The organism is Pseudoalteromonas ardens (assembly GCF_030125445.1).
In the GTDB taxonomy this organism is placed as follows: Bacteria; Pseudomonadota; Gammaproteobacteria; order Enterobacterales; family Alteromonadaceae; genus Pseudoalteromonas; species Pseudoalteromonas ardens.
The window spans coordinates 202,269-216,429 of record NZ_JASJUV010000001.1; the positions used below are offsets into that span (position 1 = coordinate 202,269).

General features: G+C 45.4%; 9 protein-coding genes. 7 read left to right on the top strand and 2 right to left on the bottom strand.

Annotated elements, in window-relative coordinates; translation table 11 throughout:
- Positions 1-170: 170 nt before the first annotated feature.
- The 3 genes from QNM19_RS00750 to QNM19_RS00760 all read left to right on the top strand — a co-directional run bounded on the left by QNM19_RS00750 (position 171) and on the right by QNM19_RS00760 (position 6,432).
- On the top strand, positions 171-2,108 hold the full coding sequence (locus tag QNM19_RS00750) for a BNR-4 repeat-containing protein (RefSeq protein ID WP_284026177.1): 1,938 nt from the start codon (positions 171-173) through the stop codon (positions 2,106-2,108).
- Positions 2,109-2,879: 771 nt separating this feature from the next.
- Positions 2,880-3,479 carry a class I SAM-dependent methyltransferase gene (locus tag QNM19_RS00755; RefSeq protein WP_049864305.1) on the top strand — a complete coding sequence of 200 codons (600 nt, stop codon included), beginning with the start codon at positions 2,880-2,882 and terminating at the stop codon, positions 3,477-3,479.
- Positions 3,472-6,432: a DEAD/DEAH box helicase family protein gene (locus QNM19_RS00760; protein ID WP_049864306.1), complete on the top strand. Its 2,961-nt coding sequence runs from the start codon at positions 3,472-3,474 to the stop codon at positions 6,430-6,432. Before QNM19_RS00755 ends, QNM19_RS00760 begins: the two co-directional genes overlap by 8 nt.
- A 45-nt stretch (positions 6,433-6,477) precedes the next feature.
- Here QNM19_RS00760 and QNM19_RS00765 read toward each other — a convergent pair whose 3' ends face one another.
- Together QNM19_RS00765 and QNM19_RS00770 are read right to left on the bottom strand one after the other, a co-directional pair.
- Positions 6,478-6,966 carry a PD-(D/E)XK nuclease superfamily protein gene (locus QNM19_RS00765; protein ID WP_049864307.1) on the bottom strand — a complete coding sequence of 163 codons (489 nt, stop codon included), beginning with the start codon at positions 6,964-6,966 and terminating at the stop codon, positions 6,478-6,480.
- 125 nt (positions 6,967-7,091) lie between these two features.
- On the bottom strand, positions 7,092-10,259 hold the full coding sequence (locus tag QNM19_RS00770) for a DEAD/DEAH box helicase (protein ID WP_049864308.1): 3,168 nt from the start codon (positions 10,257-10,259) through the stop codon (positions 7,092-7,094).
- A gap of 211 nt (positions 10,260-10,470) precedes the next feature.
- Between QNM19_RS00770 and QNM19_RS00775 the strand changes: the two genes are divergently transcribed.
- The 4 genes from QNM19_RS00775 (at position 10,471) to QNM19_RS00790 (ending at position 14,152) form a co-directional block, all read left to right on the top strand.
- The gene (locus QNM19_RS00775; protein ID WP_010380901.1) at positions 10,471-10,785 is read left to right on the top strand and encodes a hypothetical protein; all 315 of its coding nucleotides are present in this window, start codon (positions 10,471-10,473) and stop codon (positions 10,783-10,785) included.
- Between the two features lie 787 nt (positions 10,786-11,572).
- Positions 11,573-12,805: a UPF0149 family protein gene (locus tag QNM19_RS00780; RefSeq protein WP_049864309.1), complete on the top strand. Its 1,233-nt coding sequence runs from the start codon at positions 11,573-11,575 to the stop codon at positions 12,803-12,805.
- A 22-nt stretch (positions 12,806-12,827) separates the two neighbouring features.
- On the top strand, positions 12,828-13,106 hold the full coding sequence (locus QNM19_RS00785) for a hypothetical protein (protein WP_049864310.1): 279 nt from the start codon (positions 12,828-12,830) through the stop codon (positions 13,104-13,106).
- 281 nt (positions 13,107-13,387) lie between these two features.
- Complete coding sequence (locus QNM19_RS00790; RefSeq protein WP_049864311.1) at positions 13,388-14,152, top strand: substrate-binding periplasmic protein; 765 nt, start codon at positions 13,388-13,390, stop codon at positions 14,150-14,152.
- The last annotated feature ends 9 nt before the right edge of the window (positions 14,153-14,161 follow it).

A 14,161-nucleotide genomic window follows, 5' to 3' on the forward strand; every position in this document is an offset into this window, starting at 1 on the left:
GACAGTAAATTAAGGTTATTAATTGAGCGACTCACTTCTCTTTTTGGTGTTATTTAATGATTGATTATTAGTTTTTATTTGATCATAGCCTTGTTCTTACGTCTTTACTCTAGTCTAATGGCCGTGAATTTGTGCTGTTTAGGTACAAATCACATAAAAAAGGAATAACAATGAAGACAAAAGCAACAAAAGCCCTGATTGCAGGGTTATTACTTTCACCTGTGCTTAGTGCACACGCTGCGCTCGACCCGACAAAAGGATATTCTGATCCGTATAACTTTAACTCACATAGCAAATGCAGTTATGAGCAAAAAGGTCTGAATTATTCAAATGACTCAGATAGCTATTACAACGCTTATTTTCGTAACAAAGTATCGCCCTATGACTATCTGAACAGAACCCTTAACGAGCGTTTGCTGCGCGGTAGCTATTATAGTCTGGATAACCAGCTCTTTTACGTGGGTGGACAAAACGTACCTAAGTATTCAGGCCCGGCATCGACAGGCTCAGCCAAAGCGGCACCGATGGCCGTTCAGCGTGGTGACTGGACTTATTACATCATCAATGGGGCACATTCAGACTGCGCCTTGGATGCGCCGGAGCCGAACAAAAAGTATGAGCGTTTGGTGTATGCAGTGGGTGCATACAACCACAAAACGGGCATGATCAAAGAGCCGGTAATTGTGCATGTTAAAGATACCAGTGATTTTCATGATACGGCCGTCATTAATGTTGACAGCCAGGGCTATGTTTATGTGTTTATCTCTGGACGTAATTCAACCCGGGGTGGCCTGATTTACCGTTCATCGAATAAGCACGATAACTTCTTCGCACATTTAGGGGCGTTTAAACTGGTTGATGCGAAAAACGAACGCGGTCTGACACTGGACAGAGACCATAATTGTACTGACAGCAGCAAGAGCTGCTACAACCTGGGCTTTACCTATCCGCAGGCATGGTGGGTTAATAATAAGTTTGTACTGCTGAATACCCGTTATATCCAGGCACCTACTGAGATGACAAATGAGTACAAACAAACCGCGCGTCGCCAGCTTTATATGACGGAATATCTGCCACAATCGGGTGGCCTGACGGCGCTGACAAGCAAAAAGCTGGTTGCACTGGATGATAAACTGAGCTTTGGTCACTATTCGGTAAGTACTGAACGAAATGGTGTATTGGCTATGGCCTTTAATGTGCATATTCCAGATAGCTGCACATTGAAAACTGGTGCACGAAGTGAATGCCAGGCATTGGGTAAAAATGGCAAAAAAGAAAATCGGCATGTTCCTAACGACAACCGCACTAACCTGTACTTTATGTATTCCAGAGATGGCGGTAAAACCTGGAAGAACGCCAAACACAGAACACTGATTGACACAAGTCGCGGCCAATACATTAATACGCTGAGTAAGCTCAACGAAGCCTTATTGTATCAGCCAGATAGCAGTGTTGATATTGTCAGTGGCTACAACCCTTACAGAACTACCATTAAAAAGCGTATTTACGTTAAAGACCTGGACATTACCACTAATGGGTATGGTGGTTACCTGACTTCTTTGAAAGTGCTGGTAACAGAGGCTGATGGTATCCATGGATTTGTACCAAAAACATCTGCTGACTCTCGTCGTATGATCCGCGCATTGGTAATCGATCAGAATGGCAACAAAGATTATGTTGGCTGTTACAACTCTGCGGATTGCTGGGCTGATCACGCTTATTCATCGGGTACGGTGATCTCTCATGACCAAAGCGGTTACAGTGAACTTGCTTTCCCAATGTCCAGCGGTGACAAGCTGGCCGGTGGTAAAGTGCACTTGTATAACAGCAATCTGAAAACAGCGGGTGACGTGAAAGTGTGGAGCTACATGGGCGCACAACACTACCGTGATCCGAACGATGTAAACTATATCCGTAAGGTACACGATGCTAAATCTGTAACGGGTCAAGAGCCTGTTTACTTCTGGGCGCAAAGTGAAACTAATTCACGCGTTGATCTTGTATTGTCCGGACGTAAAGGCCAGCAAGTACAGTTGACAGGCAACTTTGGTACAAGCAAGAAAATGGCCTGCCCAACGGCCTATGTTTTCAACCGTTGTACAAACTGATGACATACTTAAAATAAGTATTTCAACACCGACTCTGGCGCACCTGCCAGAGTCGGACATAACCCGAAACTTGTCATCATTGCCGATGAGTTGAGGACCACCCATAGCCACTTCAAAAGCCTGCATTATCCGCACAGCCAACAGCGCTAGTTCGTCATCCCGGCCATAGAGCTCGCATCGTTACCCAGCCAAGTAGCCCACCGTGCCATTCAAGTCATAGCACCCGCAGCGTGATCCCGGCCAACGAGCCCATAGCGTCATCCCGGCCAACGAGCCGGGAACCACCCTCCGGCGACACCAATAGCTTGTACTCTTCACATTGAAGAAAACACAGTTCCTATATGTGTAATACCCTGTAATAGCGTTAAATTTACACCATGAGTTATTTTATAAAGTTTTCTAAAATTAGGGTGGGGCGGCCTTGAGAAAAACAAACTGGACTCATTATCCAATTTGTAACCAAAATTTGAACACTTGTATTAAAATCGCTAATAACGGCGGATAAAAAGCTACTCAATCAGACAAAAGTGTTGTAGATTATTCTTGTGTCTGCACCAAATATCGGATTCCCGATCCGTTATCAAAGTTGCACCAGACAGTCAACAAGAGTAGCCAACAAGAACAGTTAACAAGAATAGTTTTAAAGTGTCGCGCAAAGGAAGTTGTAACCGCCGAACAACAGGTAATAAGCCGGGAAGTTCCCCGAGTGCCATTACCTGTCCCACTGCATCATCTCCTTACCAGCTACACCACAGAGTAAACGGGTGAGTGATGTCTGACTTCACATTAGAATACTACAGCCGCAACGCAGTCAGTTTTGCCGAGGCAACCTTCGCGGTAGATATGCAGCCACTGTACGACGTGTTTTTACCTGCCATATCCAAAGGCGGAAAAATCCTCGATGCCGGTTGCGGCTCAGGCCGAGATGCACTGGCGTTTAAAAACCTCGGCTACCGGGTGGAAGCCTTCGATGCCTGCGCCGAACTTGCCAACATCGCCAGCTTTCATCTGGAACAACCCGTAGGCTGCTTCAGTTTCGACGAGCTCAGAGACATCAATACTTATGACGCCATCTGGTGCTGCGCTAGCCTGTTACATGTCCCAATGGCAGAGCTCCCGGCGGTTTTTCAACGCCTGCATAAAGCACTCAAACCACAAGGCGTCATCTATATCTCATTTAAATACGGCGAAGGCGAACGCACTACAGATGGCCGCGCATTCACCGATCTCACAGAGCAAAGCCTGAACACTTTGCTTGCACAAAACACCGGCCTTAAAGCCTGCAAAACCTGGCAGACCGGCGACCAACGCCCCGGCCGCGAACACGAACGCTGGCTTAATGCGTTGTTAGAAAGGGTGAGTGGTGAATAGTTTTAGTCAGAGCACCGTATTGCAAAATAGCGCACGTCAGCTGACAACGGGTGGCCCTGACCCCTTATTGCCAAAGCTTTTGCATGCCATTAACCATGCCGACGAAATAGAAATCACCGTGTCTTTTATTCAGCCAAGCGGCCTGGCGTTGTTGTTTGACCCCCTGCTTGAGGCATTACGCAGTGGCGCGCAATTAAAACTGCTCACTTCTGATTATCTGGACATTACCAGTCCAGTGGCATTACGGGAGCTAATGACCCTGGTTGAGCGCGGCGCTGATATTCGCATCTATGAAAGCGATAAAAACCAGAGCTTTCATATGAAGTCGTATATTTTTGTCAAAACGCAGGAAAACAGCGCAGAAATTGCAGCGGGCTGCGCTTTTGTCGGCTCAAACAATATCAGTAAAAGTGCGTTAACGACGGGGCTTGAATGGTGTTTTCGACATGACTACACTCATCCACCAGGCAGCAAAGGTGCCTGCGAATTCAACCATATTCGCCAGTCTTTTGCTGAGCTGTTTGCTCATAACAACGTTAAAACACTTAGCCATATCTGGATTGAAGCGTATATACAAAGACGAAAAGCGCCACAGTTTATTGTTGCTGGTGAAATGGAAGACGCCAGCGATGTAGAGCCCGTAACACCGCGCGCCGACCAACAGTTGGCACTGGATGCGCTTGCAGAAACGCGGCGTCAGGGTTTTAAACGGGGTCTGGTGGTGCTCGCAACCGGTATGGGTAAAACCTGGCTTTCGGTGTTTGATGCGCAACAAATGCATGCAAAGCGTATTTTGTTTGTTGCTCATCGCGAGGAGATCCTGACTCAGGCCCAGCGCACATTTGCGCGCCTGTTACAATGCAAAACCGGATTATATACGGGCAAAAAGAAAGATGCGGACGCAGATTGTCTTTTTGCATCGGTCCAGACGTTAGGTCAAAACCGGCATCTACAGCGGTTTGCTCAGGATCATTTTGATTATATCGTGGTGGATGAATTTCATCATGCCAGTGCCCGGGTTTACCGTGCATTGCTCAATTACTTTACACCAAAGTTTTTATTGGGCCTGACTGCCACGCCGGAACGTACCGATCAGGCCGATATTCTAGGGCTGTGTGATAATAATCTGGTGTTTGAACGCAACCTCACTCAGGGGATCGACAACGGCACATTGGTACCATTTCAGTATTATGGCATTTGGGATCAGGACGTTGATTACACCGCAATTCCCTGGCGCAATGGCCGGTTCGATCCGGACGCGCTGGAAAATCAGTTTGCCACCAGTAAACGGGCGGCACATGCATTAAAAGAGTGGCAAGCGCGCAAGCAGCAACGCACGCTGGCATTTTGCATTTCTAAGCGCCATGCCGAGCATATGGCCGGGTACTTTAATCATGCTGGTGTAAAGGCGCTGGCCGTACACAGCGACTCTCAGGTACGCCGTAATGATGCGCTAAAGCAGCTTGAGCTAGGGAAGATTGAGATTTTATTCTCAGTTGATTTATTTAACGAAGGCACTGACTTACCCAGCATTGATACTGTACTGATGCTGCGGCCCAGTGATTCCAAAATTCTCTTTTTACAGCAGCTTGGTCGAGGGTTGCGTACTTGTGAAGGGAAAACCCACCTAACCGTGCTGGATTTTATTGGCAACCACCATAGTTTTTTGAACAAACCGGCGGCGCTACTTGATGCGCAAAGCGCAAAAGGGATCACGCAAGCACTGAGAGATCCGAAATTGCCCGAAGGGTGTTTCATTAACTTTGACCTGGAGATCACTGACTTTTGGCAGCAACTGGCCAAAATACAACGCACCACAGCACTGGAAGATTATGAGCATCTGGCGCAGTTGCTTGGTCATAGCCCGAGTGCGAGCGAGTTTTACCGTCACTACGGCGACCTGAAAAAAGTCAACAAACAACACGGTAGCTGGTTTGCGATGCTGGCCGATATCGGTGACCAAATCAGCGCTGACTGGTTAGCGCCTTACGTTGATTTTCTGTTTAATGCTGTACAGCAAACCAGTATGACTAAGTGCTTCAAGGCCATTTTATTGCAAGCTTTTATAAAGCTCGACGGCTTCAGGGCCGAACCAACCCTGATGGAATTGGCTAAAGTCAGTGCGGCAATTTTAGAACGCTACCCGCACCTTAAAGCACATGACCTGCCTGAATCTAAACGGGCACTGGAATCAGGCAGCCAGGCCTGGTTCAGCTACTGGCTGGGTAACCCCATTGAAGCCTTCACCGGATTTAAAAAAGCCAAACAAGGCACAGTCTGGTTTAAGGTCAAAAAAAACGGCGAAGATTTGAAAACAGCCCAGCTGGTTGCTCAAGTGAATATTGGCCAGCTCCCGGACCAGGATATCGACAAGCTGGCAGATTGCGTTGCAGAGCTTTCCGAACTCAGACTGGCTGAATATACCCAGCGCATCGAAAACAAGCGTATTTCAGAGCCGCAAGCAGCAACCCCTGAGCCGGATGGCGAAAAAGAGCCAGACATAACAGAACAGCAAAGTGAGCCCGAGAGCACCAATGTGGTTCAGTTGCCGTATTTCCCCAATCTGAAAATTGCCTGCGGCCACTTTAAAACCGGTGACGACAGCGACATGACATGGCGCCCCGCGCCTGACGGTGCTGGGCGAATAGACCCGGATAAACACTTTCTGGCACACGCCAGTGGCAACTCAATGAATGGCGGTAAAAATCCCATTCTCGATGGCGATTTATTGGTACTGGAGCGCATCAGCAGCGACAACGCCGGTTCAATCACAGGTACCACTATTGCCATCGAACGATTTGACGAATCGGGCGACACCCAGTTTTTACTGCGCGACGTGCAAAAAGAATTTAACGAACAGGGCGAAGCCAGATACCTGCTGGTCGCCCGCAACCCGGATTACAAAACCATTATCGCGGACGATAGTTTCGTGACGTTTGCGCGGCTGAGGTGATTCAACCGCTTAGCAGTTATGAGTTGTAGGTGGTGTTACTATAATCTAATCTCTTTCGGTACTTGTTATCCATTCTAGAAAGAGATCTAGTGTTCTGAACACTTTAAAGACCTTGTCTTCAACTGATTCTGCTTTGCTTGTAAGCCAAGTGTATGCTTCTTTTTTATAACCGTCCCCGTCAAAGACGATGACCAGATACTTTTCTGGCGTACCGAGCATAGACTGAAAGAAGAAAGGAAACTTTTGGTCTACTGAGCCTGATTTTTCTTGCCTGTGCGCTTCTACTCTAACTAGCCCGTATTGTGCTGAGTTTATTAAAAATGAGCTTTGGCGATCAGCACCATACATATCTTTGTAAGTTTGTCGTGTACAAAAAGAATTGGGTTTAAGGTTTTCATCTGGGCTAAGTGAGAAACCCAAGTCAATTAATGCCGTTTCCAGCTCTTTGCAAAACCTTCGGTTAGACTCTTGGGGAGTAGCAGAGTCCCTAACTGTAGTTGAGAGCTCTTTAAAAAGAGGCATTTGAGATTCCATAATCATATCCTTATTAGAAAATTCATATGCTGAGTGTTTTTTGTACTTCAATTACATGTCAGATGTCAAAAAATAAGCAAAACTCTTTGATATGGAACCATATAGTTAACAGAAATGCTTGTAACTTACCCCACCGCTAATTTTCCCGCCTCATGCCAAATATCATTAGGCATGGGGTGGTTCAATTTCCAGGTGATATCCATAGGTTGACTGCCTTGGTGCTGAACATAGCTGACCTCGCCAAAATTGACAAACCCCATGGTTCTGCCGTTTTCGTCTTTGTTTTGTTCGCGAACAAACAAAAATAATCGTTTTCCTGTTTCTTTATGCTGGATATAGCTCAGCCCCTTACCGCGTTCCGGGCGGGCAGTGTTCTGGCTTTGCCAGTGGAAAAGGGTAGGGCTGATGGCGTAATCATTATACAGAGTTGTGGGTGAGTAAACTTTTTCGCATTTGTTTAGAGTGACAAACAAAATCTCAATATTCAGAGACTTGAACTCCTTGACGCCTTCGCGTGATGATGAGCGTTTTGCAAAGGTGTGCTCTCCCATGGCCGCGAAGATTTGTTCTCGAGTGTATCGGCTATGTAGCTGTAGTGCTTTGTTAGGCAAAGATGTCAGTGGTTGTTCTAAGTGTTCGACACGATTGATCAAAATAGGTAATACATCTTTTAGCTCAGCAGTTAGAACGGGATGGTTCAATGCCCTAAGGCTCGTGGCTACGGATTTCGAGTTTGCCTGATTTTGTGGTGCTTCCCAAAAGTTGTAAAACGTCATCATAGCCAAAGCATCTTTTGTTTTGCTATCAAACTGTTTGACTTGTGATACATCGAACTGGTTGTCGCACAAAGCATTCAGAAAGCTCAGATAGGTAAGTGAGTTACACACCAGCAGTTGGGTATTGATTGCACGGTTATAAGCTTTAATGAGTAATAGTTCGCGCTCAACCAATTTAGGTTGAGTTAGAATATGCCACCGACTTATTCCAGATTGCGCGGCCTTATAGGCATCTTCAAGCGTGACACTGGCGTTAACCTGTAGAAAGTTGGCCAGGGTCAATGGCAGCTTGGTATCTTGCGCAAAGCGGTTAATTAGGGCTCTTAACCTGTTTAAGTTATTCTCCGCCTTACGAATATTATTGAGAATAACTTCTTTGCTTTGTTTTTGCAGCTCAATGCGACAGCCCAGCGGCAAATGTGGAAAACCGTCTTTAATTTCATTGTCGATGGCGGTATTTGTTTTGCCAATCAGGGCTCTGAATTTGGTGGCGAAATCGTATTCGGGCCTGGCATTGCCGACAAAATCGAGCACAGTACAGCACTCTTTTTCATGATTGCTCAGGCGTAGTCCCCGACCTAGTTGTTGTAAGAACAGCGTCAGGCTTTCGGTTGGACGTAAGAACAAAAGCGTATCAACTTCTGGAATATCGACACCCTCATTAAAAATATCGACCACACACAAAATATTGATATCGCCGTTTCGTAAAGCGGTTTGCATTTTGTGTCTTTCTTGAGTGTTATCGCTGGTTAAAACATTTGCATTTATGCCATTTAAATTGAATTGCTTCGCCATAAAATCGGCGTGAACTTTACTTACACAAAACGCTAGCGCTTTGATGTGATGCACGTTGACGAGAATATCCTGCATACTGGCGATAATTCTTCGCGCTCTTTGGTCATTATGCGTGTACAGCCGGGTAAGCGCAGCTATCTCGTAGCGTCCTTGTTTCCATGGAATCGTGCGTAAGTCGGTCTCATCATCAATTGCAAAGTAATGGAATGGACATAAGTGCCTTTGGTTGATCGCTTCTGGCAATCGTAATTCTGCAGCAATGACCCCATCAAAGTCGTTTAGGATATTTCCGCCATCTTGCCTTTCAGGTGTAGCAGTTAGGCCCAGTAGTATTTGAGGAGTAAAGAGCTTTAAGATATCTCGATAACTACGCGCTGCTATATGATGTACTTCGTCTATCACTATGTAGTCAAAGTAATCGGCTGTCAGGTTTAGTGAGTCTAACTGGTTGTTGAGTGTTTGCACCGATGCAAAAAGCTGACGATAATGGTCTGGCTTATGATTACCAACCCACAGTTCCCCAAATTGGTTATCTTTTAAAACGGTTCTAAAAGCGCCTCTGGCTTGTTTTAATATTTCTTCACGATGCGCAACAAAGAGCAATTTGGTTTCTGGCTTATCTTTGATAAATTGCTGGAAGTCGAAAGCGGAAATAAGTGTTTTACCGGTACCGGTTGCAGCGACTACCAGGTTTTTAGTGCGATTGTGGAGTGTTCGTTCTGCACTGAGTTTATCAAGTATGGTGCGTTGATGAGGTTTAGGGGCTAAATCAAAATAATAGTGGCTGACATCTGAGACCTGATCTTTATCGTTTGATAAGGCTGCTTTGAGTTTCTGCTTACAGGTTTCCTGACCAGTGTATAACTTAAATTCATCTGACTCCCAATAGGTTTCAAAAGTACTGAGCGACTTTTTGATAATATGGGGGATTTCTTGGCTGGTGATTTTTAAGTTCCACTCCAGCCCGTTTGACAGCGCAGAGTAAGAGAGGTTGGAAGAGCCAATATAGCCTGTATGAAACCCGTTGTTACGCATGAATAAATAAGACTTAGCATGAAGCCTTTCACTGCGGGTGTTGTAGCTGATTTTTACTTCGGTGTTCGGTAAATCTGCCAAAAAGTCAATTGCGCGTTGATCTGTAGCCCCCATGTATGAGGTAGTAATGACCTTTAGTTTTTTGCCGCTTTGGGTAAACTCTTGCAGCACCTCTTTGAATATGCGGATCCCTGTCCACCGGATAAATGAGACCAGCCAATATATTGTATCTGAGGACTGTATTTCTCGCTTTAGCTCGCTTTCCAAAGATAAACCCGCATTAGCACCAGAGAACAACTCGCTTTGAGTAAGCCCGGTTTGAGGAAAGATGGTATTACTATATTGTGCCAGGTCAGCTGCCAACGGGTTACGCTTGTCGAACAAGGCTGTGAGTATTTTACCCTGTGTATTGACTAAGTTCTCTTCGATGCTATGCGTGTCACTAAGCTGATCTTTAAGCCAAAAAACAAACTTGTTAGCGAGCAGGATCTGTTGTTCCAAACGGTTTTTTTCGCCTGCTGGTATGCTGTCGATAGCGAGTTGCATGAGCTTTGACATAAAACGTGATAGCCAAATGGCTGCTTCATCACTTTCTAGCTGACGCTCGCCAACATAAAAGCGCTCTCGATCAAGTTGTTGCTCTACTACCTGTGTGATTAGTTGTTCATAGATGCCAAACTGCTGCACGGGATATCCTTATTGTTTTTATGTGCTTGAAACGCCTTTAGTTTAAATCCTTTGTGAAGATCATTAAAGCATTGAATACAATTCAATCTAAATGCTGGTAACTCTTTATTCACAATTATGAAGCAAAAAATCAATCAGTACATTTTATCATCAGGTTGGGTAACAAATTACCCGTTAATGAAACTCTAAAAATAAGTGAAAGGACTAAGAAATGAAAAAACTGATTATTGCTGTTGCGCTTAGCACGTGTGCGTTCTCTTCTGCGGCCAGAGAAGTGGTGTTACATAACGTGGGTGTTTATGCCAACAGCTCAGTAAAGTTGGATGTATGGGCGACTGCCTACAATGCGTATGGCTATTGCCATATCAACGGGTTTGATGATGCGGTTCGTTTTACCACTAAGTGTGGTGAAGATGAGTCAACTTTTGCTCGCTATGCCGGTGGCACAAAGTGGGTTCAAAAAGACAGCGGCTCAAAAAATCGCTGTTATGAGCTAATTGAAACGGTTACTTGTACAGATAATTAATAACAGCTTATTGGCGGTATTGTCCGCTGATTGAATTTAAGTGACTATTTTAATTGAGCTTTTGGCTGCGTAAGCGGCCTTTTTTACTTTTCTATTTCCCTACTTTCCTTGTCGCGGCAGGTACTCCTTTGACTCCCTTCAAATAGGTGCGCCTGGTATCGCAAAGCACTTTGAATACAGGCCGCCTGGCTGACATGAATAGTGTTCACTATACGACCAAAATCTAATGCCGTCAGGCTTTTGCTTGTACCTTTTATGTGGTTACATTGTAATCGTCTGTAATTGCTTTTGCTGTAGATGCTGTGCGACTGTAGTACCTGCCAATAGCGTGGTACCCAATTGAATGTAATGGTGATAAGCAGATTACAGGTCTGGTTTTGCGAACCTGGATTACTACGCACTCATTAATTGGCTAAATGTAAATGATAGCGATGTCTTTGTGGTTGTGAGTTACACAAAGCTGAGCGTATATGCTCGCCGCTTATGCGATCTGCGCCATAGGTATTTTTGACAAATCGGGTGTTTGTTGATTCCGGTCTCATGTGAACCATCTGGATATTCAGATGGCCTTTATAGCAATGCCAGGCTCCCTGTGTGGCATTGCTTTTTTTATGTCGTACTTTGTCGTGGTTATACAAGGCTAGCCATCTTTAACGCTCCATAAGTGCATACTTAATGAGCGAACAACCGGTTTTTTTGTATAACAGCTGTTATTTAATGGTTAATGCCTTTACCTTCGCGCTGCTGGGCGGTATAACACACTAAACTCATGCAAAAACAATTTTCTATGTCTATTCAGTTGATTAAAAAAGCTGTAAAAGCCTTTTCGGCAAATAGTGAGCTCCAGCCAGATATTCTTTACATTGAAGGATATTTAATGGGGCTGGGTGTTGCGTTGCAGCCCCCTTTGCCAAGTGAATGGCTTGAGCACTTATTTGGTCACTACACACTTGAACATGCTAAGCAATTAGAAGCAGTGATGGATTTCTATACCTTGTGCTTTCGCAGGATGGTTAGAGATGAAAATACCTTACCTAAGCAATGCGTGGTATCTAAAACAGATCCACAAGACAGTCTGAGCGCTGGCAAACCTTTACCTCTGTATTGTATGGGGATGTTGCGTGCGCTCACCTGGATAAATACAGAGCATATCAATGCAGAGCAGCGTCAGCAGTTACAGTGGCTGAAAGAAATTCTGCGTGGCTTTACCAGTTATGAGCAGGCCAAAAAAGAGTTTGAAGACGACTGCGGGGACTTTACTAAAGTGCTGTTAAAACAGCGCCGCATGATCCCAACGTATGTCGCCAATACGGCTTACGCCATGCGCTTTGCCGATGATATGGTTGAAGTGCTGGGCGAGTACGGCATTACCGATGAAGAAATGCTTGAGCAAGCCCACGAAGTTTTTAACGACATGCTGGAAGAAGTTTTAGACCGCGATGATGAGGCTGCGATAGCAGAGTTCGACAGTCTGGTTAAACGGTTCGAAGAGAACATGATCACCCCTGATTTTAGAACTGAAAACATGGGGGTTTTCTGGAAAATGCATGAGACACGGCCTTATATGATGCTGCGTGCTAAGCGGGCACATTTAAACCTGTGCTATGGCAACGCTGATAAAGCTGCTGAAGAGCTGCAGGATCTGCTTAAGTTGAACCCCAATGATAATCAGGGCAACCGGTATTTATTGCTGAATTGTTTTATTGTTATGCAGGACTGGGCGCAGCTGAGAGATTGTTTGGGTCAGTTTAGCGAGTACTCAACATTTACTCAGGCAGCACACGCTCTGATGCTGTATGCCACAGAGGGAGATACATCCCATAGCCGCGAAGCCAAAAAAGCCCTTAAGGATCGTAACAGTCATTTTCAGAAGATAGCTACGGGGCAGAAAAAGGCAAAACCTTGCCTTGATACTTATACGCCGGGTAGTGAAGAAGAAGTCGATTATTACCTTGAGGCGGGCGGTAAAAAAGCCTGGCTGAGTGTAGAGGGAAGCTTATTCTGGCTGCGACAGAAGTAGTCGATAGATATTAAGTGGCCTGATGTTCTCTCCTTTGATTACTTCACTGGTCAATGTGTTTAAGCCGAAGCGTTGGGTAGAGCAGCCTTTTGAACCTGAGGTGCACACAGAGTTACTTAGCGCTCCCTGTGTAAAAGGGCCATTAGAAAAAGGCGATACCATACTCACACTGCATGAAGCGGGTACCCTGACCATAGGGCATGTACAAACAGCGCCGAATCCAGGCTTGAGTGCGAACGCTGGCTGCCCAATCACTCATGACTTCAGCGACCCGGTTTATTTGTCAGCTTTGCCCAATTGATAATATTTCACATCACCTTCTGATAAACATCTGTGCCTGAACAATCTCGATACACTCAGCTGCTGTTTTGTTTGTAAACAGTTCCCGTGTCTAGGCACGGGATGACGACGTGTCGGGGTAGAGGGTGACCGTGGGCGGTGTTATTGGTGGCGTTAATTTGGCGGCAGAACGGGCTTTAATCGCTCTACCCGATAATCAGAATATTTGGGTTGAAAGGGAGATGTATAAATTTATGCTAGACTCAAATTTGAGTTGAGTTATTGAAAAGGTTCGATTGTTGTATGCTGGAGCGCTGTAAGTCTCTGACTGGTATAGCCATCATTTCATATCTGTTACTGGTTAGTCATACTGCATTTTCTAAAGAGTTAGTAGTGGGGTTTGGCCTGAGTCGTCCACCTTATGTGGATGAACGCAGTGGCTCTGGTATCAGTGTTGAGCTATTTAAACAGGCGGCGGCGCCTTTAGGCTGGCAATACAAAACCTTGTTTGTATCTATTAAACGAATGCAGCGTCTACTCGAACGCGGTGACATAGATGTCGCGGTTGAAATGTCTCGTGCTCAGCCTGGCTTGTATTATTCCGTGCCATTCATCTCTTATAGCAACTATGCTATCCACAGCCGCGATCCAGGTTTCACTCTGACCTCAATGCAGGAGCTCGCCAGGCACAGTATCTGCGCGTGGCAAAATGCGTCAGAACACCTTGAGCTCACCGAGATTGTGGCGGGTAAAGAAGACTATCTGGAATTTTCAAAGCAACGAGAGCAAGTGATTGAATGGTTGAATGGCAAGTGTGACGTGATCCTCATTGATGATACTTTACTGCGCTGGCATTTGTCTGAACTCAATCAGTCATCTTCGGTGCACATCAATAAACAGTGGGGTAAAGTGTTGTTACCCTTCGAGAATAACCCGCTTTGGTTCTATGTTGCGTTTACAGACAAACAACTCAGAGACGAATTCAATACCAGCCTGAAACAACTGGTTCAGACTGGCCGCTATCAGAAAATCAGAGACCACTGGGCGACCACACAGAAAAACAAATAACACGGATTT